This is a genomic window from Pedobacter africanus (assembly GCF_900176535.1).
GTDB lineage: Bacteria > Bacteroidota > Bacteroidia > Sphingobacteriales > Sphingobacteriaceae > Pedobacter > Pedobacter africanus.
Genome location: NZ_FWXT01000001.1, coordinates 3064839 through 3089728 on the forward strand (window position 1 = coordinate 3064839; position 24890 = coordinate 3089728).

Annotated in this window: 22 protein-coding genes and 1 pseudogene; 19 read left to right on the forward strand and 4 right to left on the reverse strand. The window is 39.7% G+C overall.

Annotated features, from left to right (window positions below):
* Positions 1-39: 39 nt before the first annotated feature.
* Positions 40-1347 carry an ATP-binding protein gene (locus B9A91_RS12855; RefSeq protein ID WP_084239135.1) on the reverse strand — a complete coding sequence of 436 codons (1308 nt, stop codon included), beginning with the start codon at positions 1345-1347 and terminating at the stop codon, positions 40-42.
* A gap of 420 nt (positions 1348-1767) precedes the next feature.
* On the opposite strand from B9A91_RS12855, the gene B9A91_RS12865 reads away from it, so the two are divergent.
* The 7 genes and pseudogenes from B9A91_RS12865 (at position 1768) to B9A91_RS12895 (ending at position 13045) form a co-directional block, all read left to right on the forward strand.
* Positions 1768-2040, forward strand: coding sequence for a helix-turn-helix domain-containing protein (locus B9A91_RS12865; RefSeq protein WP_144008917.1), 273 nt, complete (start codon positions 1768-1770; stop codon positions 2038-2040).
* A gap of 150 nt (positions 2041-2190) precedes the next feature.
* Positions 2191-2844 carry a hypothetical protein gene (locus B9A91_RS12870; protein ID WP_084239141.1) on the forward strand — a complete coding sequence of 218 codons (654 nt, stop codon included), beginning with the start codon at positions 2191-2193 and terminating at the stop codon, positions 2842-2844.
* Positions 2845-2936: 92 nt separating this feature from the next.
* Positions 2937-3110, forward strand: a complete 174-nt coding sequence (locus B9A91_RS24140; protein WP_159451692.1) for a hypothetical protein — start codon at positions 2937-2939, stop codon at positions 3108-3110.
* A gap of 1 nt (position 3111) precedes the next feature.
* Entirely contained in the window at positions 3112-4137 is a 1026-nt protein-coding gene (locus B9A91_RS12875) for a hypothetical protein (RefSeq protein ID WP_144008918.1), read from the forward strand.
* A 10-nt stretch (positions 4138-4147) separates the two neighbouring features.
* A complete protein-coding gene (locus B9A91_RS12880; RefSeq protein ID WP_084239143.1) occupies positions 4148-7585 on the forward strand; it encodes a hypothetical protein in 3438 nt (1145 codons plus the stop codon).
* An 11-nt stretch (positions 7586-7596) separates the two neighbouring features.
* A complete protein-coding gene (locus B9A91_RS12885; RefSeq protein ID WP_084239145.1) occupies positions 7597-11109 on the forward strand; it encodes a DUF6443 domain-containing protein in 3513 nt (1170 codons plus the stop codon).
* Between the two features lie 701 nt (positions 11110-11810).
* Positions 11811-13045 (forward strand): annotated as a pseudogene (locus B9A91_RS12895) (IS256 family transposase).
* A 196-nt stretch (positions 13046-13241) separates the two neighbouring features.
* On the opposite strand, the gene B9A91_RS24595 reads toward B9A91_RS12895, so the two are convergent.
* Both B9A91_RS24595 and B9A91_RS12905 read right to left on the reverse strand, forming a co-directional pair.
* On the reverse strand, positions 13242-13463 hold the full coding sequence (locus tag B9A91_RS24595; RefSeq protein WP_159451693.1) for an HTH domain-containing protein: 222 nt from the start codon (positions 13461-13463) through the stop codon (positions 13242-13244).
* Positions 13417-13881 (reverse strand): glycine zipper domain-containing protein, encoded by a 465-nt coding sequence (locus tag B9A91_RS12905; protein WP_084239152.1) that lies wholly within the window; start codon positions 13879-13881, stop codon positions 13417-13419. Before B9A91_RS12905 ends, B9A91_RS24595 begins: the two co-directional genes overlap by 47 nt.
* Positions 13882-14041: 160 nt before the next feature.
* On the opposite strand from B9A91_RS12905, the gene B9A91_RS12910 reads away from it, so the two are divergent.
* The 7 genes from B9A91_RS12910 (at position 14042) to B9A91_RS12940 (ending at position 17427) form a co-directional block, all read left to right on the forward strand.
* A complete protein-coding gene (locus tag B9A91_RS12910) occupies positions 14042-14335 on the forward strand; it encodes a type II toxin-antitoxin system HigB family toxin (protein WP_084239154.1) in 294 nt (97 codons plus the stop codon).
* 4 nt (positions 14336-14339) lie between these two features.
* The gene (locus tag B9A91_RS12915; RefSeq protein WP_084239156.1) at positions 14340-14726 is read left to right on the forward strand and encodes a helix-turn-helix domain-containing protein; all 387 of its coding nucleotides are present in this window, start codon (positions 14340-14342) and stop codon (positions 14724-14726) included.
* Between the two features lie 54 nt (positions 14727-14780).
* Positions 14781-14993: a hypothetical protein gene (locus B9A91_RS12920; RefSeq protein ID WP_084239158.1), complete on the forward strand. Its 213-nt coding sequence runs from the start codon at positions 14781-14783 to the stop codon at positions 14991-14993.
* Positions 14986-15441, forward strand: a complete 456-nt coding sequence (locus B9A91_RS12925) for a hypothetical protein (RefSeq protein WP_084239159.1) — start codon at positions 14986-14988, stop codon at positions 15439-15441. Before B9A91_RS12920 ends, B9A91_RS12925 begins: the two co-directional genes overlap by 8 nt.
* Positions 15442-15632: 191 nt before the next feature.
* Complete coding sequence (locus B9A91_RS12930; protein WP_084239161.1) at positions 15633-15926, forward strand: hypothetical protein; 294 nt, start codon at positions 15633-15635, stop codon at positions 15924-15926.
* A 48-nt stretch (positions 15927-15974) separates the two neighbouring features.
* Positions 15975-16364 carry a hypothetical protein gene (locus B9A91_RS12935; protein WP_084239163.1) on the forward strand — a complete coding sequence of 130 codons (390 nt, stop codon included), beginning with the start codon at positions 15975-15977 and terminating at the stop codon, positions 16362-16364.
* A gap of 52 nt (positions 16365-16416) precedes the next feature.
* Entirely contained in the window at positions 16417-17427 is a 1011-nt protein-coding gene (locus B9A91_RS12940) for a TQO small subunit DoxD (RefSeq protein WP_084239165.1), read from the forward strand.
* Between the two features lie 189 nt (positions 17428-17616).
* Here B9A91_RS12940 and B9A91_RS12945 read toward each other — a convergent pair whose 3' ends face one another.
* The gene (locus tag B9A91_RS12945; protein ID WP_084239167.1) at positions 17617-17964 is read right to left on the reverse strand and encodes a helix-turn-helix domain-containing protein; all 348 of its coding nucleotides are present in this window, start codon (positions 17962-17964) and stop codon (positions 17617-17619) included.
* 201 nt (positions 17965-18165) lie between these two features.
* Between B9A91_RS12945 and B9A91_RS12950 the strand changes: the two genes are divergently transcribed.
* The 5 genes from B9A91_RS12950 to B9A91_RS12970 all read left to right on the forward strand — a co-directional run bounded on the left by B9A91_RS12950 (position 18166) and on the right by B9A91_RS12970 (position 24870).
* The gene (locus B9A91_RS12950) at positions 18166-18855 is read left to right on the forward strand and encodes a hypothetical protein (protein ID WP_084239169.1); all 690 of its coding nucleotides are present in this window, start codon (positions 18166-18168) and stop codon (positions 18853-18855) included.
* A gap of 156 nt (positions 18856-19011) precedes the next feature.
* Positions 19012-21501, forward strand: a complete 2490-nt coding sequence (locus B9A91_RS12955) for an SLBB domain-containing protein (protein ID WP_084239171.1) — start codon at positions 19012-19014, stop codon at positions 21499-21501.
* A 10-nt stretch (positions 21502-21511) separates the two neighbouring features.
* Positions 21512-22615: a GumC domain-containing protein gene (locus B9A91_RS12960; RefSeq protein WP_084239173.1), complete on the forward strand. Its 1104-nt coding sequence runs from the start codon at positions 21512-21514 to the stop codon at positions 22613-22615.
* On the forward strand, positions 22608-23876 hold the full coding sequence (locus B9A91_RS12965) for a nucleotide sugar dehydrogenase (RefSeq protein ID WP_084239175.1): 1269 nt from the start codon (positions 22608-22610) through the stop codon (positions 23874-23876). The genes B9A91_RS12960 and B9A91_RS12965 overlap by 8 nt, the downstream gene beginning before the upstream one ends.
* Before the next feature lies 1 nt (position 23877).
* The gene (locus B9A91_RS12970) at positions 23878-24870 is read left to right on the forward strand and encodes an SDR family oxidoreductase (protein ID WP_084239177.1); all 993 of its coding nucleotides are present in this window, start codon (positions 23878-23880) and stop codon (positions 24868-24870) included.
* Positions 24871-24890: the final 20 nt, after the last annotated feature.

Sequence of the window (24890 nt, forward strand, 5' to 3'; positions counted from 1 at the left end):
AAGTATTGTTTTTTAAGCTTTTCAGCTAATTGTAAAATATTACATGTCTTCCAGGGAATAACCTTTCAATTCGACTTCATAATTACCCAACTGCTTTTGTATACTGAGTGCCTTGGTTTTCAGTAATTCAATGTTAATCTTTTTGGTATTGCGTTTAACTTCTGCTATAATAGCGGTCTTATCCAGATCGTTAAGTGCAATGATGTCAATTTCATTTTCTCCCTTCCCGTCCCAATAACTTCCTATGGCTGTTATTCTGCCTTCTGCCAGTTTATCTCGAAAATATTTTTCCAGCAGGTGGCCACTGTACTGTGTATAATGTACATTGATATACTCTCTAAGAAGTTCATTCTTACCTAATTCAAGCATGGATTGGTTCGGGTAAATGAAACGGAACCAGAACCTTAAAAAATTGTCGCTAATGTTCCACCTTGATTTACGTGTCTCTGGTTTAGCAAACATCGGCTTGCTCCTGCTTACCAATGAATATTCGTTTTCAAGGTTACTTAAATAGGCACCTGTATTCTTACCAACAATCGAGTCAATCTCTGGTTGTGTCGTTTTACCGGCAGCAATAAGCTGTAAAATGGAAAAATAGGTTCCATATTCCTTTCCAAACTCCGATATCAACAGGTCTTTACCTTCGGAAAGGAAAGGAGAATCTGTACGTGTTACATAATCGAAGATCTTTTTGACAGTAGTAGCCCCCGCCTCCATAAGCAAAGTGATGTATTTCGCTACGCCACCTGTAATAGCATATAAGCACAATAAATCTTCCGGTTTATAGTTAGGGTGATAGTCTTTAAGAATTTCCTTCATTGTACTCACCGGAAAAGGCTTTATAATCATTTTAGAAGTTAAACGTCCAAATAAAGGTTCCTTTCTGTTTTCAAAAATTTTTAGCATCATCGAATAGACTGAACCACACACAATGAAATTCATCTTCGCCTGATCTTTGTATTTATCCCACAGGTACTGAATATCACTAAAAATAGCTGGATTTACATATTCAAACTCCTGAAATTCATCGATAATTAAGGTGTAATGCTTGTCAATCGAATAGACCAATAGCTGTTCAAATACATCACGAAATGATGTCATTGTACCATATATTTTAAAATCCATTGCCTTTTCAATCTCCTCTTGAAATTGGGAACTTAATAATTGTTCATTTTTACGTGAAACGAATAAATATATATATGGCTGATCTTGAACAGAGGCTAACAATAAAGAGGTTTTGCCAATTCTCCTGCGACCAATTATTACTGTAAAACAAGCGGTTCTGGTAGATTGAATCCGGCTGGCAGTTAGTATTTCTAATTCGTTTTGTCGACCATAAAACTTCATAGCGAATTAATTTAACGGTTATTATCTTAATGGTCATTAAATTAATGACTATTGCAAAAGTAGTTATTTTTTGTTGTTTAACAATTTATAAGCCGCTACAATTACAACTATAATGGAGCGCTGCCTGGAGGTGGCGGTCACCGCAGTCAGTTTGCATGGATCTGCTGGCTTACAATCCCAACGGCAATATCAAAAAACGACGGGCCGGGGCAATTTTTTAGCCCCGGCTTTTTTTATGAATTCGGGTTTTTTTGGTTCGGTTGGTTCTTTTTTATGCGTTAAAAGCAGTTTAAACGCGGTTTTTCCACTTGAAAAAAATATTTTAAATTATTTTCAGAAAAATAACAAAGGGCAAACTGGTTGCCCTTACTATTCTTAGTATTGGAAGGTTGTTCAGGCAAGAAATGGACAGCAGGTATTATGAGAATAGTTTTAACGCAGATCGAAGCCACTTATGATTTGGAACTCATGGAACAGCAGTTTTACACTGAACTGGGTATCGCTATCCGTAGCTACAGGAGGTCAAAGAATTTGTCGCAGGATTACATGGCCAAAAAGCTGAATATTTCGCAGACTGCCTATAGTAAAATAGAAGCCGGGAAGTCTGGTTTTTCTGCCTTCAGGCTAAGGCACATTTTTAAAATTTTAGGGATAGATCCGCGCATCATAATCGCACCCATTTTAGAGGGTTGAGCTGAATTGTTATGAAAATATTCCTCCCGGTTATATTTTATAACCTGGGGTTCTTCTTTAGTACTGGGGGTTATGCGAATGTTCTTTTTTGTTAAGAATGAGTGATTTAGCTTTAGCTGTCTAAGTATTTCACTCTTATCACAACAGGTTATGAAGAAAATTTACACCCTGATTCTGGCAGTTTCATCGCTTGCCGCAACCGCTCAAAATACCAACACTTTTCCTACATCAGGAAATGTTGGGATAGGGACGACAAGTCCTACAGAACTTTTAACTGTGTCCGGGATGAATCCAATTCGTGGCACTTTTTTAACTCTTGATGATCAGGCAATAACAGACCGAACAGGGGTACGTATCAGATTTCAATCAAAGGGAATAGCGCATTGGAATATGGGTATTCCCGCAGATGTTGATGCCTTTACCATCAATGGCTGGAGTGGAGCTGCAAATCCGGAATATTTCCGGATAAATTCCAGCGGCAATGTAGGAATAGGAACCGTTTCCCCTTCATCCCTTCTTCATATTAATGGAATAACAAGTGTTAGAAATAATACATTAACAGATGGTTATTTAACTATAAATCCTGGAGGACCAACAACACAGGGCTATATTAATTGGTGGAAGCCCGGAGATATCAGAGTAGCATATATGGGGTACAATGATGGATCAGGTGTCAATAATCTGGGATTAACCCTCGAAAATGCAAGTTTTAAATTAATGGAGGTAATGTCGGCATCGGCACTTCAACCCCAAATTCAAAACTGGCAGTTAATGGAAATATCCGTGCGCATGAGGTCAAAGTAGAAACAGCCAACTGGCCGGATTATGTCTTTGCAAAAGACTACCAACTCCCAACCCTTCAGGAAACAGAGAAACACATCAAAGACAAAGGTCATTTGCCGGGCATTCCTTCTGCTGCAGAGGTAAAAGCCAATGGGCTTGATTTAGGGGAAATGAATGCTAAGCTATTGCAGAAAATAGAGGAGCTGACTTTGCATTTGATTAGGCTGGAAAAAGAGAATGCAAAACAACGTGAAGATATCAATGAACTAAAATCAAAACGCGACTAAGATGAAAACAAAAATGCCTTTTGTGAGCCTTTTTCTTGCATTGGCCCTGCTAATGGTCAATCAAAAGATAATCGCCTCCGGCACCAATTTAACCGATGTATACACCAACCAGGTTGTTTTTCCTGCTGGTTTCCAGGTTGGGGATTATATAGAGTTTTTAGGAGTTTCTCCTGCTGATGCAGGGGCGTCCGGTAACTATGAGATATCGATCTCCTACACTCGAGGAAGTGTCGCAGCAGCTGCCACATATCTGGCATCTATTTCTCATGCAAGTCCTGATATATGGAGAGAAGTTGGCAGGGTTAACAGCAACGGCTACCATGGTATGGGATCTACCGGGCATAACTTCACTATTGATTGTAATACCCAATACGGTTATGCAAGGTTTAGACTAAGGGCCATAAATACTATTGGGGTACTTACGGATCCCATTTATGTAAATGTTAAAGTAAGATCGATAAACCTTAACGGTGGATGGGCATCCCTGAATGTTACCGGAAACGATTTGACCGTGACAAAGCTGTTGCCAATGACAAACGACTGGAGCCTGTATGTCGGGAATACGTCAAACACGAACAGTGCCCATATAGCTATAAAGGCACTGGAAAATGGCAATGTCGGCATCGGCACTTTAATCCCAAATTCAAAACTGGCTGTAAATGGAAATATCCGTGCGCATGAGGTTAAAGTAGAAACTGCCAACTGGCCAGATTATGTCTTTGCTCGCGATTACCAACTCCCAACCCTTCAGGAAACAGAGAAACACATTAAAGACAAAGGCCATTTGCCGGGCATTCCTTCTGCCGCAGAGGTAAAAGCCAATGGGGTTGATTTAGGGGAAATGAATGCTAAGCTGCTGCAGAAAATAGAAGAGCTGACGCTGCATTTGATAGGGCAGAATAAGACCATAGAATTACAGCAAAAAATGAATTCGACATTAAATGAAAAGGTTAGAACCCAGGAAATACGCCTGTCCAATCTTGAAGACAAACTGGGCTTAATTCACAAGAATCAAAAATCTAATTAAAGCTAAGCATATGTATAAGAAACTATTCTCATTATTTGTAGCTTTTGTAGCAGCAGGTAATTGTTATGCGCAAAGTCAAGGGCCGGAAATACCAAAGGTTATTCCACCCTCTCCAAATGCGGCAAACCTTGGTCAGTATATCAATACACCGGTGGGGTTGTATACCGGAACCCCTCAAATTTCAGTTCCAATATGGACGATTTCTGAAGGTAGCCTTAAACTGCCCATTTCTTTAAGCTATAAATCAGGCGGTATAAAAGTCTCTGAAATGGCTTCTTCCAGTGGGTTGGGCTGGGTACTGAATGCAGGAGGTACGATAACCAGGTCGGTTGTAGGTTTACCAGATGAAACGCCATCGGTGGGTTATCCCTATACTATAATTCCAACTCCACCTCTTGATGAGTATGAAACTTTTATCGGCCGCCAGATTTCTACAGGAGCTATAGATGGGCAACAGGACTTGTTCTTTTTTAGCCTGCCAGAGAAATCGGGTAAATTTGTTTTCGATAAGTCGATGACTGTCAGAACCATTCCAAAGCAAAATTTTAAGTTCAGCCATCAAAACGCCACCAATGTTTCCTTTAGCTATGGTGAAAATGGAACCGAAATTTGTATCCCCCAGTGGACAGTGACCGATGATAATGGAGTAATTTATCGATTTGAAGTTTACGAAAAAACCAGTACGTCGGTACGGGAGCTGAGTGGTCTTTCCGCCGGAAATGGATCTAGAACAGTTAACACCTGGTATCTCACAGAAATGACCTCGCCAACTGGAGATAAAATAACATTTGCTTATGATGATGTGCAATTGAGTTACGATTTGCCGCCTAACAGAACCAGTTATTCATTGGTTAGTGGGTCACTTTGGGACCATGAAATGACAGGTACTAAAATTGTTCAAAGACAATTTGTAGAAACAAAGCGTCTGCGTACCATAACATTTTCAAACGGAAGCGTTGAATTTGTGCCCTCTCCAATTGGCAGGGCAGACCTGATTGGAGACAGTGCCCTTGAAAAGATTGTGATTAAAAATAAGGATGGAGCCATCATTAAACAATTTAAATTTCAGTACCAGTATCTGGTTGAAAATACCTTATTGGCTTACAATTCAATTAATTTTTCCGGACAGAACAATTATTTTCAGTCAGGAACTACACTTCCTTCAGAGCCCTTGAAACGCAGACTTATGCTCCAGCAAATCCTGGAGCAGGACAATAACGGAAATGCCCTTAACAACGGCCATCAGTTTGAATACTTCCATGATATAGGTTTGCCCCAAAGAGGATCAGCTTTGATGGATCATTGGGGATATGCCAATAAACCTGAGAGTGAGAGAGAGCCTTTTTTTGTAGGAATGAGTGACCTGGGCTCTATACAGCGTATAAATTGGTACTTAACGGGAAAGGAAGCCAACTTTAACTATGGCAAGCAAGGAAGCCTATCGAGAATTACCTATCCAACAGGAGGGTTTACAGAGTACGATTTCGAAGCCAATGAAGTTGCACCAAGTCCACTTGTTCCACCTGTGGTAACAAAAAGTGATTTTACTGCCGGCTTTGAGTTTACCCATGCAACTTATGGAAAGCCCTGGTATGATGAATATCATCCTTATGAAGTACGGCCGAGTCCAGATGGAATAGGTACAATCCGTAATTATTACACCGAATTCGTCATCAGCGAACGCAAATCCTATAAAATTCAGATCGTGAATATGCCTTACTATCCAAACGGGGGAATGAGCTATTACATAGAAAATGTTAATAACCCGAATGTTGCTATATGGCGGGAGTACTTGAACAATACATATTACCTGACCTTAAATCCGGGTATGTATAGGTTGTATCATTGTCCATCGCCCGGTTTGTTGGCAACGCCAAGTGATCCCAATTATACTGCACTTTATAGTGCATCGATTGAGGGATTATATGAGGTTAATGTAGTTCCTGGAACGCCTGGCGCTCCTTTGAAAGTAGGGGGGATAAGGGTTAAAGGCATCAGCCAATATGATCCTATTATAGGAAATGCTATCAATAAAGCCTATAGTTATGAACTGGATGGCTCATCCGGTCAATTGGTTTCCACTCCACTTTATACTTACCCTCTACTTGCAGAAGCGGGCATACACAGTGCTGAATATAAAGTATTCAATTATAATTCAGTTTATCCGCTGAGTACCACACACAATTCTTATGTTGGTTATGAATTTGTAACTGAAAAGAAGACTTTACCTAGCGGGCAAGACCTTGGGAAATCTGAATACAGCTATATTGGTCCTAACCAGGAACCTGATATTTTATTTAAAAGTGTTGATGCGGTGGTTGGTCCCGGGTTTTCAGATTACCCTAATCCGCCGGTGGATAATCGCGATTGGTTAAGGGGCTTTTTAACCAATCAACAAGACTATGAAAATAAAAACAATACCTATTCCTTGGTTAGAACAGTTTCTAATACATATACCAAATATCTGGAACCCGTTAGTCCTGGGGTAAAAATTGATGTATTTCGTACCTATATTGATATCGGTAAAACCGATGGTATCATTAATTTCTACAACTATAATTCCGGATACATCTACCTGGATAAGTCTGAAGAAACCATGATTAACAATGGTGTAAGCACTAAAAAAACAACCACATTTGAACAAAGCCCGACAAGTTTATTGCCTGTAAGAGAGACCTTGCTGAGCAGTGATGGATCAAAAAAACATACATTCTCTACCTATCCATTAGAATATGCTGCGGGCACCCCATTTATAGACAGTTTGGTTTATAAGAACAATGTAAATGTGCCGATAGAAAAAGTAACTGTTAAAGAGTATGCCAATGGGGATAAAGTGGTATTGTCTGGAAACATTACCAAGTATCAGACTAACCACAAAGGCCTGAAAGATGCTGAACTGGTATTTGAACATCCGGCAGCTACCCCGCTAAGTACTTTTAACTTTTCCAATCGCGGTACGGGTGTGCTTCCTAATACAGGAACAGCAACGACATTTTCAGCGGATGCAAAGTATCAGCAAAGATTGAAATACCAGACCTATGATGATAAAGGAAACCTGCTGAGTGCAAAGCTGGAAAATGGTTCCAGTGTTTGCTACATCTGGAGTTACAACCAGCAATACCCGGTAGCGGAAATAAAAAATGCTGATTATGCTGCTGTAGTAGCTGCCTTAGGCGGAGCTTCTGCTGTGAATAGCTTTGCAATTGGCGCACCAGCCAACAAAGCTGCAATTGATGCATTCCTGGCACCGGTACGTAACCATACTACTACATTAAAAGATGCCCAGGTTACCACTTATACGTATGATGCTTTGGTAGGTATGAAAAGCAGTACAGATGCCAAAGGGCAAACCTCTTATTTCGACTATGATACTTTCCAGCGGTTAAAATATGTGAAAGACCAGAACGGGAATATCATTAAGGCTAACGAATACCATTACAAACCATAAGGCGCTGTACCATGAAAAGATATCTGAATTTAATGCCTGAAAGGGCATGGAAATATATAACTGTTTGTTTGCTGACCGGGTTTACTGGTGCGAATGCGCAGCATATTACTCGTAATGCATATAACAATGAAACCGAAATTAAAGCTACTGGTAGTGTAACCTTGACTGATGGATTTCATATCCCTGCGGGTAAAACGGTAAGGATCTTTACCGGGGCAAGTTTTAAGGAATGCGTGCCTTTTGCTGGAATATTGAGTACAGATCAGAACTATGTGAGTACGAAAATATTCAAAGTTCCGCAGGTATTAACCGATAACGATGTAGCCCTTGCCGGGCGCAGTACCTGCGATGTAAACCAAACGGTGCAGTACTTTGACGGGCTGGGCAGGCCATTACAAACAGTAACTGTACAGGGTAGTCCTTCGTTTAAGGATCTGGTGCAGCCGGTGGCCTATGATGCCTTTGGCAGGGAGCAGTTTAAGTATTTGCCTTATGTGGCAACAGCCGGAAGCAATGGCGCTTTTAAAACTGGCGCTGTAGCAGCACAGGCCGCTTTTTATGCCAGTCCTTCGGCTGGGGTAGCTTCAATCAGCGGGGCATTTTCAGAGATACGTTTTGAAGCCTCACCATTAAACCGGGTGCAGGAACAGGGCGCGCCGGGAACTAGCTGGCAGCTTGCTGCCAATGGCACTGGCCATACCCTAAAAACTGAATACGGCTCAAATAATGCTTCGGCCGCTTATAGCACTACAGGATTTGCCGTGAGGTTATATACTGCGGTGCCTGTAACGGCCAGCGGTCAGGAGCACCAAAGAACCCTTTCCGGAACAGGGTATTATACAGCTAACGAGTTGTACCTGACCATCAGTAAAGATGAGAACTGGGTAAGTAACGATGGCAAGGCTGGAACGACAGAAGAATACAAAGATAAGGAAGGCCGTGTGGTGCTGAAACGCTTGTTTAACCGGAAACCAGACAATAGCATTGAGACCCTGAGTACCTATTACGTTTATGATGATCTGGGCAACCTGAGTTTTGTGTTGCCACCGGGCGCTAACCCAGATGCCGAAGCAGTGCCTTCAGCAACTGTTCAGGACAATTTCTGTTACCAGTACCGCTATGATGGCCGAAAGAGGTTGATAGAAAAGAAAATCCCAGGCAAGGGCTGGGAAGATATGGTATACAACAAGTTGGACCAACTGGTGCTGAGCCGTGATGCAGAACAGCGGAACAGCCAAAAATGGCTGTTTACCAAATATGATGCTTTGGGCAGGGTAGTGATGACTGGCCTGCATTCCAATGCAACCGAAAGAGTCAACTTGCAGCCGCTTGTAGATGCGCAGGGCACTTTATGGGAAAGCAGGGATAATGCCAATAGCAATAGCACAGGTACGGGTTATACGAATTTAACCTTACCAAACACCGGTATTGAAACCTACTTAACCATCAATTATTATGATGATTATGATTTTCATGGCAACAGTTTTCCTCCGCCTAATGGGACAACCCAAATGCCTGCGGCAAGAACAAAAGGACTCCAGACCGGTAGTTTTGTATACCAGTTGGGCAGCAGCACTACCCGTTACCTGAGCGTAAACTATTATGATGAAGAAGGAAGAATAATCCGCACTGCAGCAGATAACCATTTGGGTGGTAAAGATTATGTAGACAATACCTGGAACTTTGCCGGAGAACTGACAGCCAGTACCAGAAGCCACACCGGTGCTTCTGGGCCGGCTACTACGATTGCTACCCGTTATGATTATGACCATATGGGCCGAAAGCTTGCCACGATGCAATCCATAAACGGGCAACCCGAAGTGGTGCTGAGCAAACTGGCTTACAATGAAATTGGTCAGCTGCTGAAAAAAGAACTGCACAGCAACGATAACGGCGGCAGCTTTTTACAAAAGACGGATTATGCTTATAACGAAAGGGGCTGGCTGAACAACACCACCTCAGACCAGTTTAGCATGAGGCTGAAATATGATGTGGGAACTTATCCTCAGTACAATGGGAACATTGCCAACCAGGAATGGGGAGCAGGTAACAGTTATCCGAATGTTTACACTTATGATTATGATAAGCTGAACCGTTTAAAAAGCGGTGTAAGTACAGGTGTGGTAATGAGCGAGTTCCTGACTTATGATGTGATGGGTAACATTGCTTCGATGAATAGGGATGGTGCCGGTGTAAGTACTTACAATTATGCAAATAACGACAATAAGCTAACTAGTATCAGCGGCCCACTTGCAACAGGTACTTATATGTATGACCTGAATGGCAATGCTACTACCGATGGAAGGACTGGGGTAACGATAGGGTACAACATCCTGAACTTGCCATCTACTGTAAGCAAATCAGGCCTAAGCATGAGTTATGTTTATGATGCGGCGGGCGGTAAGCTAAGGAAAGTAAGCAGCAGCGAAGCCACCTCTGATTATGTGGATGGGATACAATACACTGGAGGTGCAATTGATTTCATTATGACCGAGGAAGGAAAAGCCAGGAACAATGGAGGCACTTATGTTTATGAGTACAACCTGACGGATCATTTGGGTAATGTAAGGTATACTTTCAATCAGCATCCAAGTACCTATCAGCTTCAACAGTTACAGGCAGATAATTATTACCCTTTCGGAAAACAGAGGGTTGCAAGTGCAGGAGTAAATAAATATCTTTACAATGGCAAGGAGTTGCAGAATGAGCTGGGACAGCTCGATTATGGAGCGAGGTTTTATGATCCGGAGATTGGAAGGTGGAATGTGGTGGATCCGTTGGCGGAGAAGTTTTTATCTGTTAACCCCTACAATTATACAGATAACAATCCTGTAAACAATATCGATCCGAATGGTATGGAAACATATTATGGGGAAGAAGCGCAGGGAATGTTTCGACAAATGCAAACTCAAATGGCTTCCAGACCTCCAGACGAGTATTATATCGATGCTAATGGTAATAGAACTAAGGTTAGTAATAAGGGAGGGACTGTCTATGATTATTATAATTTTGCAGCCGGGACAAATGACCCCCTATCTGGTAAAACGCTAGTTGTTTCTCACTCTGATGAGAAGACTATCCCTGTGAATGGTAAAGTGCCAAACTTGCAAGCGAAGAAGTATTTAGATGCTGCAGCGTCAATAAATAGTGGATTAGGAAATATTGCTGAAGCAGGTGAGATAGTAGTTTCCTCTTCATTTTCTGCGAGTTCAAGGGTTTTATCGACTTCAAAAGTTCTTGGTGTGTTGAAAAATTTAGGCACTGCAACTTTTGTAACTGAGGGTGTTATTGAAGTTGGTCTAGGTGTCACCGGAAATCAAACAAAAGGTGAAACTATGAAGAATGTTGGGATATCAACAATAGCTTGGGGAATTAGTTCCGTAGCTTCTGCAGGAGCTGGATTTGTTATCGGAGGAGGGCTTAAGTTGGCTACTCAGGATTTAAAATTAAAAGGAAATTATTCGAGTAATCCTATGATTAAACAGGCTGATGCAACAAGATATGTTATACCAATTATTAAATAGAAGTATGTTAAAAAAAATGTATTATTTTCTTCATAGGGATATTGAAAGAGCAAATAAAGGCGGTCAGTCGGCTTTTAATGCTTACATTGGGCTGTCTTTTTTTTTGTATTTATACCTTGGTTCGTTGTTTGGTATCATTAATTTTTTTTTAAAAATGAACATACCTAGAAATGATGCGATGCTCGTTTCATTAGTAGCTTTTGGTGTGATACTTGTGTATAATTACTTTTATCTTTTGCGAAAAACAGAAGAAATAACTTTGAAATACAATAATTTGTCCGCCGCAAATAAAAAACTAGGCTCCATATTTATATGGAGCTTTATAATCATTTCTCTATGCCTTTTTTATATAGTTTTACAAAATTTTGTGGAATAGTTGGATCATTTCAATTTTTTAATGGATCTAACTAAAAATTACAGAATCCCGGTGGACCAGCGTTATCTCATAAAAATAAAACATCTACGACGGAGGTAGGCGCATTTACGAAAGCGTATTAGAAGAGGAACAGGGATAACATGGGTATTTCGGTAAATGTTTGCCAATAGCTGCCTTTGATCGTTGTTTTACGGATACGGGAGAAGAAAACATTACAATTAAGTCTGGAAAATAATAGATTATTATTATGTCATTAGATATTTTAGAAAAGGAGGGTGTTTCCTGAACTGTGTCAATAGTGTAACTTTAAACTATCGACATAACAATGGCAACACAAGAAGATTTTGACTTCGAGAGCTTCAAAAAGGAAGCTATAGCTGGCTTATATGCCGGCAAAAAGATGACCGGCACAGATGGCGTACTGGCCCCGATGATGAAACATTTTCTGGAATCGATGATGACCGGGGAGCTGGAGCACCATATTTCCGAGAGTAAACTGTCCGATCAGTCCAACCGTAAGAATGGTAAAAGTAAGAAGACAGTACGTAGCCTGAGTTCGGGAGAATTCGAGCTTGAAACGGGCCGTGACCGTCTGGGTACCTTTGACCCAAAAGTTGTCCCCAAGCGCCAGCTGATCATTACCGAGGAACTGGAAGGAAACATCCTCTCAATGTATGCCATGGGCATGAGTGCACGTGCGATGCGGGATTATGTGCAGGAAATGTATGCCATGGATATCTCTGCTGCTGAGATTTCCAGGATTACAGATAGTGTACTGCCTGCGGTACAAGAATGGCGCAATCGTCCACTAGAAGCCGTTTATCCCTTTGTATTCCTGGACTGTATGTTTTTTAAAGTCCGGGTAAACGGCGCGGTGGAAACCCGTGCCATCTACAATATTCTGGGCGTGGATATCGAAGGTAAGAAGATGTGCTAGGCCTTTACACCGCTGAAAATGAGGGCGCGAAATTCTGGCTGTCAGTGCTTACCGATCTGAAAACGCGTGGCGTGGAAGATATCCTGATCGCCTGTATCGATGGGCTCAAGGGCTTTCCTGAAGCTGTGGAGGCGATCTTCCCAAAGACCAGCGTGCAGCTTTGCATCGTTCACCAGATCCGTTCATCTATGCGCTATGTTCCTGAGAAAGACAAGAAGGCAGTAATGGCTGATATGAAGCCGATCTATCAGGCAAATAACGAACAGCAGGGCTATGAAAGACTGCTGGAGTTTGAAGATAAGTGGGGCAAGAAATATCCCCTGAGCTGCAAGTCTTGGTTGGACAACTGGGTCAACCTGTCGGCATTCTTTGAATACGACCAGGTGATCCGCAAGGTCATTTACACCACCAATCCGATTGAAGGTGTACACCGCCAGATCCGCAAAATTACCAAGACTAAAGGGGCTTTCCCTTCCGAACAGGCACTGATGAAACTCATGTACCTGGTCATTAAAAATATTAGCAAGAAATGGACAATGCCAATCCATAACTGGAGACTGGCATTCTCGCAATTATACATTAAATTTGGTGAGAGAATTCTTCAGGAGAACAGAGGCTTCTGAGAGGCGTTAATTTTGAATGACACAGTTCACGTTACACTCCCATTGTGTAATGCAGGAATGATTTCTAATTCCTTTTGTCGGCCATAAAACTTCATAGCGAATTAATTTAACGGTTATTATCTTAATGGTCATTAAATTAACGACTATTGCAAATAGTAGTCATTTTTTGTTATTTATCAATTATAACCCGCTACAATTACAACTGTAAGCAAATGTGCCTCCTAGCCCTCAAAGCCTTATTTACTGTATTGATCTGATTCTGCACGGTTTTTTGCGAAACACCCAGCCGTTCGGCTATTTCACTGGTAGAGATTCCTTCTGTATAATATGCATGGATCTGCTGGCTTACAATCCCGATGGCACGATTCGAGCTATAGTACCTTCCCCTCTTTTTGAGCCTTAAGGTTAATTCCGGCACCAATGGCCAAACCCAATCCCAACCCCAGGGAAAGTCCGAGTGCAATGTTTTTCATGGCCAGTCCGATAGACATTCCGATTGCTACGCCCAATGGCATCCATACCGCCATGTAGTAACCATTTGGCACTATCTTGTGCTTTTTCATCAGCATGCCCTTATAGGTCGAAAGCTTTCCGGTATAGTTTTTTGCGGATAATCGCTGCTCATCTGCCGGAGTCGGCAAGCAGGAGATCAGTTCTTCGGTATCTTTTTTAAATTCCGAAAACTGTTGTTCGTTGCTGATCTGATCCGGCACTTTAAGAATTGCGCTTTCAATAAAGGCTATCTGATAACGCTTTCGCTGTTGGTCGGTCAGTTCTGCTGTTTTGTTTGCTAAGGCTTGCCGGGCCTCGGTTTGCCAGATGTGGTTGCCGTTCATTAGGGAAGGTTTAACTCAAATATATCAAAAATAAATTCATGTTTTTCTTACCAGGATATATTCCAATTTGTAGTTGTTTGCGTTGTAACCACTCCACTTCTAATCTTATATTTCTGTTTTTAAAATTTATTTCAATAATTAAAATATTTATATATTTGCGATGGTAATACTGATCAAAAAAACAATACAGGAGTTTGCACTTAAATATCCTGCGTCAGCGCCAGCATTAAACAAATGGTATGATGTTGTAAGAAAAGCGAATTGGAGCCATTTTTCTGATGTTAGGAAAGACTTTAATAGTGTAGACTATATTGCAAACGATAGGTATGTATTTAACATTAAGGGCAATGATTTTAGAATAGTGGCTATGATCTTTTTCGACAAGCGCACCGTTTTTATTCGGTTTGTTGGAACACATCGTGAGTACGATAAAATTGATTGTTCAATAATTTAATAGTATGATAAGCAAAATAAGAACTGAAGCACAATACCATCAGATAATGCAATTGATAGAAACATTCATTAAGAAAGCTACAGATAATGGTGGCTTTCATACGCTTACTGAGGCCGAATCTAACGAATTGGAGCAGCTGAGTGTATTGGCAGAGCAATATGAAGACCAGGTATTGAAAATTATGCCTATTCCGGTCACTATTAATGCTGTTATTCAGCATAAAATAAAAGAATTGAATATTACTCAGGCAAAGCTTGCTGATTTATTGGGTATTGGAACCTCCAAGTTATCTCAGATACTTACCGGCAAACGTGAGCCAGATGTTCCATTTTTGAAAGCCGTACACTTGAAGTTGGGAATCAGTGGTGATTTTTTGCTGGAAAGTGTGTGATTTGCACACTGCTATTCTACTTTAGTTATTGGATTAAAAGTTGTATTTTTGATTATGGCAACATATCGTTTAGATCGGACATCCTTCAAAGCGCAAACAGTCAGTGAGGCGGCCGACCATGCAAGCTACTACAAAAAGCTGAGCTGGGTTGAGCGTTTAAAAATAGCTGCTTATCTAAATAGCGTTGCTTTTGATTATGCGGAGGGACATCCGCCAAAAATTGACAAAACAAAGTTTAGAGCGCATTCCAGATCAGCTAATGGGTAATATATTTAATGAAGATTTCAGGGATTTTTTAAATGCCTTAAATAGAAACAACGTAAGGTATTTACTAGTTGGTGGCTTCTCTGTAATTCTTCATGGATATTCCAGAACAACCGGTGATATGGATATATGGGTTGAACGTACATCTGCAAATTATCATAATTTAAAAAAGGCTTTTGCTGATTTTGGAATGCCTGTTTTTGATATGACCGAACAGAATTTTCTATCACATCCGAATTGGGATGTGTTTACTTTTGGCGTACCCCCGGTTGCAATTGATATCATGGTTCAGGTAAAGGGACTAGGCTTTAACGCCTGCTTTGATAATGCTGTTTTTTTTGAGGATGATGATCTTCAAATAAGAACAATTCATAAAGACAATCTGATCCAAGCTAAACGTTCGGCAGGAAGACCTAAAGACCTGGATGACCTCGAAAATATAGGCTCTTAATGTTTATCTGGCTTAAGTTGTTGAATTTTCTACAATAACTGAAACTTATCCAAATTATTGACAGAACATCCAAGGTTCTGATTTCTATTTCAATTGTTTGATTTACAAATATTTATAAAAATTAAATTCCTGTTTTTCTTACCAACGTATCACTGAATCTGTATAGACTTGTAAAAAGAAACTTATAGATTATGGACATACAACTTGGTTTAAAGAAGATATTAAAGAAAGGTATACTAACATCAGAACTTGAGTTTGAGAGAGCGTCGATCATTGATCGCAAGTTACGATTGTTGGTAAAAGAGCATCCCGAATTAGCCGATGACTGCAATCGCTTGCTTGATATACTCTATGCTTATGAAAAACAACATTGGAGCGGTAATAAAATAGCAGCCAGTCAAATCGAAGAAAATGATATCGCTGAACAAATTGCCGAATACGAAAATAAGTTCTACAAACAATGCAGTGGAGTTGATAGGGGCTAAAATTAAATGGCCTGATACTTATAAATAAATTGTTCAGCATTGTTATGGATGTGTATCTTTGAAATTGTGCAAAAGCTAAGCAGTCATATCAGAAAATACAAACGCATTGCCATACTGTGGCTTATTGTGTTTTCGCTGGCACCCTGCACTGTAAAAGAAGCCTGGCTTTCTACGTTTGATATTGACTATTCAAAGCCGCTTAACCAAAGCCGTACCACCGTAGGGCAACAGTGCCAGTTCACGAATGCCGAACAAAACACAGTTTCCCTGGTAAAAAAAGTCAGATTCAACAGGGAACCGGCTTTTTCGGATTCTTTAGTGAAAAACGATCTTGTTACTGCAGCAGAAGCAATTGATACCCGGAACCTGGATAGCTTTTCAGGCAACAGCCCTCCAAAATATATTTTATACAAACGTTTAAAGCTTGATGTTGCGTAGCCTTTGCTACCGTACAATATCATTTTTACACGTTTAATAAAATATCAATTCAATGAAACATTCACATACTGCAGCTACGGCCAGCCTGGCCGGGCTTTTCACTTTGTCTTTGCGCTGGGTTCTCGGCTGGACATATTTCTCGGCTTTCTGGCGCCGGTTGATCTTAGAAAATAAACTCATACCTGAGGAGGCCGGTTATATTGGCGAAAAATTTAACCATTTCCTTCCCAATGCCCTGGGCATTAAACCCATTATTGAATACCTGGTTTCCAACCCGGATGAACTGCAGCTGGCTATGGTTGTATTTACTATTGTAGAGGCCATTGTGGGCCTGTTCATTATTCTAGGGCTGTTTACGCGCCTTATGAGTATAGGCGTTGTGATGCTGGCTTCGGGAATCCTTCTGGGCTCTGGCTGGTTGGGCACCACCTGCCTGGATGAATGGCAAATTGGGGTGCTGGGCATAGCCGGTGGTTTTACCATTTTCATGAGTGGCAGCGGGGCCTGGTCACTCGATCATTTCCTGATGAAGAGCTATACCTTCACCCATAAAAAATGGTTTGCCTTTACTGGTTCAGGTTTATTACCTGTTAAAAACCTGCAAGTGCCGGTATTGCTGGCTTCCGTTTTCATTTTTGGCCTTACGCTGTTTACCAATCAGTATTTTCATGGCGGGGTTTGGGGCAAGCTGTACAACAAATCTGTTAAGCCTAAGGTAGAGATTTCAGCTATCCGCTATAGCAATTCAGAGCTGGTGTTCCGGCTGTTCCGTACCGAAGGTGCAGATGTGTATGGTTCTTTTCTAATCGGGATCGAAATTTTGAACGAGCAAGGGGAGGTTGTCAGGTCTCTTGGCCAGAAAGAGCTGGCAGGTTTCCCGGCACACAAGATCAGAAACCACTATGTAGCCAAAATTAAACCTGGAAAACATAGCCTGGTGTTACCGCTTGGTGCAAAAGCTGATCTTACTATAGATATCAATGGGCTGGCTTTAAACGAAAACCACTCCATTAAACTGACGGATATTAGTGGTGCAGAATGGCGGGCTGATATTAGAGACTAGTGATGCGGTGGTTTTACTATGGCTAGCCGGTTAAAGCATATTTAAACCGGTATTGGGCTATAGTTGAACCACCTGGAATTACAGCAACCCTAGCCTAAGTATGGTTTAACAATAGAGGAAGTGTGCTTGAACAGGCCATGCACAGGAGAAAGAAAGGAGCAGAAATGGGCGATGAGCAATAAAATCTGGTTAGCCTGTGGCGCTTTCTTTCTTTTCCCTGATTTCGTCGTACAGCTCAATTACCTTCTTTTGAAGTTCAATAAGTTCTTCCTCTTTTTTTGCCAGCTTAATTTTAAGTTGTTTTACGCGCTGGTTGTGCAGCATCTGCGGGCTTTCGCCCTCTTTTGCCATCAGGTCCATCAATGTAGTGTCCAGTATAACCGCAATTTGCATCAGCCTTTTGATGTTTACATCAGTAATACCATTCTCAATTTTAGAAAACGCAGGAATAGAAATTTTTAACTGTTCCGCCATTTGCTTCTGGCTCCATCCTTTCTTTTGTCTGAATGTCTTGATGTTTTTACTTATTGAGCTCATTGGTTTCGTTTGAGGATATTGGATTATCAATTAAGTAACAATATTCAGGCCTAAATTTTTAAAAAACATAGGTTTATGAAATAAATAGCTAATATTATGGCATAATAAATGTTAGGTTATGAATTTTACATGCGGATTGTAATTATGCATAATTATTTTACATTTGACTAATTTTAAAATTTACATTCCGGGGGGAAATAAATGAAGAAAAATCTACTAATTGTCCTATTAATTCTACTAAGTGGGACCGCATTTTCGCAAATGAACGGCAATTACAACTACAGTCTGGCCGTATACGGATTTAGCCAGATGCAGATGCCAAAAATTTTAAACCAAAAGAATTCCGACAGGTTTACCAATGCAACCTTCCATGGAGGGATGATCAAGTTTAACGACAATCAGATCAATTACCGTTTGGGGGGCAGTTACCTGAAAAAAGATGTGAAGCTGGTGAACAATTGCGTGGGCTGCCAGGAAGCAAGCGGAGAAATGAAAGATTACGCGTTTAAAGTTGGGTTTGAGAAGAACATGAACTTTGCACGGATACAGCCTTACGTGGGTTTCGACATCGGGTTCCGGTTCAATAAGTTTGACGGTTCATTGGTTTCCACCAATGATGCGTTGAATTCGCAGACACCTAGTGCTTTGGCGCCTAATGGCGTAGAAACAACCAAAACTGGTTTTACAGCGGCACCCTTGATCGGGATAAAAATTAATCCTGTTCCTTTTATCTCTATTTTTGCGGAGAGTAGCCTGGAGATGTTTTATTCGTATGAAAGGCAGGAAACGATTGCTGCAGGTGAGCGGTCTTTAAATAAATATAATAAGTCTGAGTTTCTGTTGAACCCGGTAACGGTTGGGATACAGGTACACTTGGGGAGTAACCGATGATTACTTCAGTCACAATTTTATCACATATGAATATAATTAATATATTTGCAACCGAAACTAAAAACTAAACATTTTACCCTATGAAAGTTGAGTTGAACAGTGAGAATTTTAACGCTTATCATCTAAAATAACCCATTACCCTCTCTACACACAAATATGAATTTTAAAAGAACGATAACTGCAATATTATTTCTCTTTGCCGTTCTGGTCACGCAGACCGCCTTTTCGCAGTCGAATTATTCTGATATCAAAGTTGATGATTTGTCTGATGCACAAATCAGGCAGATGATCCAACGCGCGGAATCTATTGGATATAATGATGCGCAACTGGAACAAATGGCAAAAGCCCAAGGTATGAAGCAGGAAGAAATTGAGAAACTGCGCTCCAGAGTAGCAAAGATTAGAGCTGGCGGTGCTGATTCTAAAAAGTCGGGGGAAGAGATAAATACTGATGAGGTTAAAGAACGCCAGGTTGTAGGGATGGATAAAAAGGAGGCATCGGAAAAAAAGGACCCGGTTAAGGTTAATATTCTCGAGGACTTGCGTCCAAAGATTTTTGGTTCAGAATTATTTTCAAATAGTAATATCTCGTTTGAGCCAAATTTAAGGATGGCGACTCCAAAAAATTATGTAATTGGTCCTGACGATGAGTTGCTTGTTGACCTGAGTGGTGATAACGAAGCAAATTATAAATTAAAAGTAAGTCCTGAAGGAATTATTCGTTTGCAATATGCAGGTCCTGTTTCTGTTGGTGGTTTATCCGTTGAACAGGCGACTGCCAAGATCAGAAGTAAACTTGCGGGCACCTATCCTGGTTTGAGAAGTGGTCGTACCAGCGTTGCTGTTAATCTCGGAAATATCAGGAGTATTAAAATAACCTTAGTGGGGGAGGTTGTAAAACCAGGTTCCTATACCTTGTCTTCTCTATCGACCGTTTTTAATGCCCTGAATGCTTCTGGGGGGCCTAATGCTAATGGGTCTTTCCGTAAGATACAGGTTGTACGAGGCAATAAGGTGGTTTCTACCATAGACGTATATGATTTCTTATTGAACGGAATTCAGCAGAATAATATTCGATTACAAGACCAGGATGTAATTAATATTCCGGTTTATCAGAGCCGGGTTGAGATTACAGGCGAGGTTAAGCGCCCGGCATTATTTGAGGTTCTGAATAATGAAAGCTTACAGGATGTAATTAGGTTTGCTGGTGGTTTTACCAATCAGGCTTATACTGCTAATATCAAAGTCCTTCAAAATACAAATAAGGAACGAAAAATTAGTGATGTAAATGCTGAGCAGTTCACAACCTATGGGCCTTTAAATGGTGACAAGTACATCGTTGAGACCATCTTAGACCGTTTCGAAAATAGGGTTGAAATAGCAGGTGCAGTTTTTCGTCCGGGTAAGTTTGAATTGGAAAAAGGATTAACTTTGAAAGGCTTAATTGCAAAAGCAGATGGTTTAACGGAAGATGCTTTCTTGAATAGAGGTTACATCAATAGATTAAATCCCGATAATACATTTGCTTTAATTTCTTTTGACGTGGCCAAAATTATGGATGGTTCCCAAGAAGATGTTGCATTACAACGGGAAGATAAGGTAACAATTTCGTCTTTGTTTGATTTAAGAGATGAATACAAGATTACCATTCAGGGCGAAGTCAGATCTGGAGGAACTTTTGATTATGCAGATAACATGACATTAGAAGATGTAATCCAGATGGCTGGTGGTTTTAAGGAAAATGCTACACCGAGGAGAATTGAGATTTCCCGCAGGATAAAGAATAGTGATGCGAAATCTGAATCTGCAAAGACAGCTCAGGTATTTACAGTTGGAGTAGATCAGAACCTGAAGGTAATGGATAAGAAATTTATATTGAAACCTTTTGACGTGGTATCAGTTCGGAGTTCTGAAGGGTATCAGGTGCAAAAACAAGTTAAGATAGAGGGAGAGGTTTTGTATCCTGGTTTATATACTATTACCCAGAAAAACGAAAAGATCTCTGATCTGGTAAAAAGAGCTGGTGGCTTAACACCTGTTGCTTATGCCGAGGGAGCTTCTTTAAAAAGACCAGGTGCTGAGAAAGTAAATCCGGGAGATCGAAATGCGATAAATAATCAAGAGGAAGACAAAAAGAAGTTCTTGAATCTGAAACGTGTTCAAGAAGCCGGTGTGAAGGATACAGTGAAGGCAGAAATTGAGCAACAATTGATACAATCGGATCTGGTGGGGATTGATCTGGAGAGAATTTTGAAGAAACCTCAATCCAGATATGATTTAATTGTGGAAGATGGAGATGTGATTAGAGTGCCGAGGCAATTGCAGACAGTGAAAGTTACCGGAGAGGTTTTAAATCCGAACAGTATTGTTTATTTGCCGGGGAAAAGCTTTAAGCAGTATGTAAATGGTGCTGGTGGATTTACTTCTAGCGCATTAAAAAGAGGGGCATATATTAAATATGCAAATGGATCAGTTGAAGCAGGAAGTAAGTTCTTGTTCTTTAATAACTTTCCTAAGGTAAAACCTGGTGCGGAAATATTGGTGCCGAAGAAAGCTGAAAGAGAAAGAATGACAGCACAAGGATGGATTGGTATAGGAACAGCGATTGCATCGTTAGGGGCTATTATTGTAAGTTTATTAAGATAATTTATAATAGATGAATTTGGAGAATGTTAATTCCAGAATTTCAACAACTTCAGACGATATCTCGTTGAAAGAGTTACTTTTAAAAGTAGGAGAATGGTGGCGTTATTTGCTTTCCAAATGGATTATAGTTGTTGGTTTTGGGATAATTGGAGGAGCTTTAGGTTTCCTCTATGCTTATATGAAGAAGCCAAATTACGTAGCAACCACAACTTTTGTGTTGGAAGATGACAAAGGAGGAGGGGGACTTGGGTCTTTGGCTGGTCTAGCTTCAATGGCAGGAGTTGATTTAGGAACAAGGGGAGGCGGGATTTTTCAAGGAGATAATATTCTAGAATTATATCGTTCTCGAAATATGATAGAGAAAACTTTGCTCAGCTATTGGAAAGGTAACGAACTTCTTATAGAACGTTATATTACAGTTAATAAACTTAAAGAAAATTGGGCTAAAAGACCTGAACTTATGAAACTTCAGTTTGTTTTAGATAGTCTGGAATTAAATAAGCCCGACGTTGAAGGATTGAGACTTAGAGACAGCATCATTGGGGACGTTGTTGAGAATATTCGTCGTAATTATCTTTTTGTGAGTAAACCAGATAAGAAGTTAAGTATTATTAGGGTTGATGTAAAATCGAAAGATGAATTGTTTGCGAAATCTTTTAATGACATTTTAGTAAAAAATGTAAATGAATTTTATATTCAAACAAAAACTAAAAAATCATTAGAGAATGTAATTATTTTACAGAAAAAAACTGACTCGGTTAGGAATGTCATGAATGGAGCGATTTACTCTGCAGTTGCCGTAAATGATGCAACCCCAAATTTGAATCCTACTAGGCAAATACAACGAGTAGCTCCAGCGCAAAAAGCACAATTTTCTGCTGAAACGAATAAAGCTGTTTTAAGTGAGCTCGTTAAAAATTTAGAGATGAGCAAGATTTCTCTTTTAAAAGAAACTCCATTAATACAAGTAGTTGATCAACCGATTTTTCCATTAACACAGGAGAAATTGGGAAAAGCTAAAGGGTTAGTTATTGGGGGAATTTTATTTGGAGGGCTGATGGTCTTTTTTTTGATATTGAGAAAGGTATATAGAAATATTTTATTAAATGATTGAATATAAAATTGGAATTATTGGCTTAGGATATGTTGGACTTCCTTTGGCCGTGGAATTTGGTAAAAAGTATGAAACTTTAGGTTTTGATATCGATAACAAGAGAATCGATGAGCTAAATAACTATGAAGATAGAACATTAGAAGTAAGTGCTGATAAATTAAAAGAGGCTAAAAAACTTAAATATAGTTCTTTTGCCACTGATTTGGAAAAATGTAATTTTTTTATAATTACTGTACCAACTCCGGTTGATAAATATAATAAACCTGACCTCACTCCATTAAAAAGAGCCAGCCAAACGATTGGGAATGTACTAAAAAAAGGAGACGTGGTTGTATATGAATCTACCGTTTATCCAGGAGCAACAGAGGAGGAATGTGTTCCTGTTTTAGAAGAAACATCTGGTTTAAAATTTAATAGAGATTTTTACTGTGGTTATTCTCCAGAACGCATAAATCCGGGTGATAAAGAACATACTGTATCTAAAATATTAAAGGTTACTTCCGGCTCTACTCCGGAGATAGCGGATGTTATTAATGATTTATACGGGTCTATTATAACTGCAGGAACTTTTAAAGCTTCTAGTATAAAAGTTGCTGAAGCAGCCAAAGTAATTGAAAATTCTCAAAGAGATATTAATATCGCATTTGTGAATGAACTATCTAAAATATTCAATTTGTTAGACATTGATACAAAGGAAGTATTAGAGGCGGCAGGCACTAAATGGAACTTTTTGAAGTTTAGTCCCGGATTAGTTGGGGGACATTGCATTGGGGTTGATCCTTATTATTTGGCACAAAAGGCACAAGAGGTTGGATATCATCCAGAAATTATATTAGCCGGGAGAAGATTGAATGATAGTATTGGCGCTTATGTGGCAGATGAAACTGTAAAATTACTTGTAAAAAAGCAAATTAATGTTTCTAAAGCCAACGTTTTAATAATGGGTATTACTTTTAAAGAGAATTGTCCCGACGTTAGAAATACGAAAGTTATTGATATTATCTATGAACTTCAGAAGTACCATGTGGATATAACTATTTTTGATCCATGGGCGAGTAAAGAAAGTGTAAAACATGAGTATAATTTGAATATCATTAATCAGCTTGATGAATCGTCACATGAAAAATATGATGGGATTATATTGGCTGTAGCTCACAAGGAGTTTTTGGATTTGAATGTTGAAGATTTAAAGAAAAGTAATGCTGTCATTTTTGACGTAAAGGGCGTTTTACCAAAGGTATTAGTAGATAAAAGATTATAGTATGGGTATTGAACTAAATAAAATTAAAGAGAATTCATTTTTAATTACAGGAGGTGCTGGGTTTATAGGTTCTAATTTAGTTGAATTTTTATTAAGTCATAATGCAAGAAAAGTACGTGTTCTTGATAACTTTAGCAATGGACACAGAAAAAATATTGCCAGTTTTATTTCAAATCCAGCTTTTGAAATAATAGAAGGTGATATAAGAAATTTAGAGACGTGCTGTGAAGCGTGCATTGATATAGATTTTGTATCTCATCAAGCTGCACTCGGCTCTGTTCCTCGTTCGATTAACGATCCAATAACAACTAATGAGGTAAATATTAATGGATTTCTGAATATGCTTATAGCGATAAAGGATTCTAATGTAAAGAGGATGGTTTATGCTGCGTCTTCATCTACCTATGGAGATAGTAAATCCCTGCCGAAAGTTGAGTCTATTATTGGAAATCCGCTGTCACCGTATGCAGTAACTAAGTATGTAAATGAATTGTATGCCCATGTCTTTGCTCTAAATTATGGCGTTGAAACTATTGGATTAAGGTATTTTAATGTGTTTGGGCCCAAACAAGATCCGAATGGAGCCTATGCTGCGGTAATACCATTGTTTGTTCAAGCTATCCTAGATAATCAATCACCTTTTATAAATGGTGATGGAGAGCAAACTCGTGACTTTACATACGTTGATAATGCCGTTCAAGCAAATGTGAACGCTATGCTGTCAGATAATTCTGAAGCAACTAATCAGATTTACAATATCGCGGTTGGAGACAGAACATCTTTGAATCAGATGTTCGAGATATTGAAGGGAGTTGAAAACAGAGATATTGTCGCAATATATAGAGAAGGCAGAAAAGGAGATGTAAGAGATAGTTTAGCTGATATATCAAAGGCTGCCGACTTATTAGAATATAAACCTCAGGTAAAATTTAAAGATGGGCTAGTGAAGACATATAATTGGTATAAGAATAATCAAGGCTTTGTTAGGTCATGATACTTTGTAAATTCGTTAAT

Coding starts and splice junctions, on each gene's coding strand:
- B9A91_RS12905 (WP_084239152.1), bottom strand. CDS start 13,881: ATGAACGGCAACCACATCTGGCAAACCGAGGCCCGGCAAGCCTTAGCA.
- B9A91_RS12970 (WP_084239177.1), top strand. CDS start 23,878: ATGGGTATTGAACTAAATAAAATTAAAGAGAATTCATTTTTAATTACA.
- B9A91_RS12935 (WP_084239163.1), top strand. CDS start 15,975: ATGTGTATCTTTGAAATTGTGCAAAAGCTAAGCAGTCATATCAGAAAA.
- B9A91_RS12915 (WP_084239156.1), top strand. CDS start 14,340: ATGATAAGCAAAATAAGAACTGAAGCACAATACCATCAGATAATGCAA.
- B9A91_RS12945 (WP_084239167.1), bottom strand. CDS start 17,964: ATGAGCTCAATAAGTAAAAACATCAAGACATTCAGACAAAAGAAAGGA.
- B9A91_RS12960 (WP_084239173.1), top strand. CDS start 21,512: ATGAATTTGGAGAATGTTAATTCCAGAATTTCAACAACTTCAGACGAT.
- B9A91_RS12955 (WP_084239171.1), top strand. CDS start 19,012: ATGAATTTTAAAAGAACGATAACTGCAATATTATTTCTCTTTGCCGTT.
- B9A91_RS12875 (WP_144008918.1), top strand. CDS start 3,112: ATGAAAACAAAAATGCCTTTTGTGAGCCTTTTTCTTGCATTGGCCCTG.
- B9A91_RS12930 (WP_084239161.1), top strand. CDS start 15,633: ATGGACATACAACTTGGTTTAAAGAAGATATTAAAGAAAGGTATACTA.
- B9A91_RS12880 (WP_084239143.1), top strand. CDS start 4,148: ATGTATAAGAAACTATTCTCATTATTTGTAGCTTTTGTAGCAGCAGGT.
- B9A91_RS12855 (WP_084239135.1), bottom strand. CDS start 1,347: ATGAAGTTTTATGGTCGACAAAACGAATTAGAAATACTAACTGCCAGC.
- B9A91_RS12925 (WP_084239159.1), top strand. CDS start 14,986: ATGGGTAATATATTTAATGAAGATTTCAGGGATTTTTTAAATGCCTTA.
- B9A91_RS12950 (WP_084239169.1), top strand. CDS start 18,166: ATGAAGAAAAATCTACTAATTGTCCTATTAATTCTACTAAGTGGGACC.
- B9A91_RS12865 (WP_144008917.1), top strand. CDS start 1,768: ATGAGAATAGTTTTAACGCAGATCGAAGCCACTTATGATTTGGAACTC.
- B9A91_RS12910 (WP_084239154.1), top strand. CDS start 14,042: ATGGTAATACTGATCAAAAAAACAATACAGGAGTTTGCACTTAAATAT.
- B9A91_RS12885 (WP_084239145.1), top strand. CDS start 7,597: ATGAAAAGATATCTGAATTTAATGCCTGAAAGGGCATGGAAATATATA.
- B9A91_RS12870 (WP_084239141.1), top strand. CDS start 2,191: ATGAAGAAAATTTACACCCTGATTCTGGCAGTTTCATCGCTTGCCGCA.
- B9A91_RS12965 (WP_084239175.1), top strand. CDS start 22,608: ATGATTGAATATAAAATTGGAATTATTGGCTTAGGATATGTTGGACTT.
- B9A91_RS12940 (WP_084239165.1), top strand. CDS start 16,417: ATGAAACATTCACATACTGCAGCTACGGCCAGCCTGGCCGGGCTTTTC.
- B9A91_RS12920 (WP_084239158.1), top strand. CDS start 14,781: ATGGCAACATATCGTTTAGATCGGACATCCTTCAAAGCGCAAACAGTC.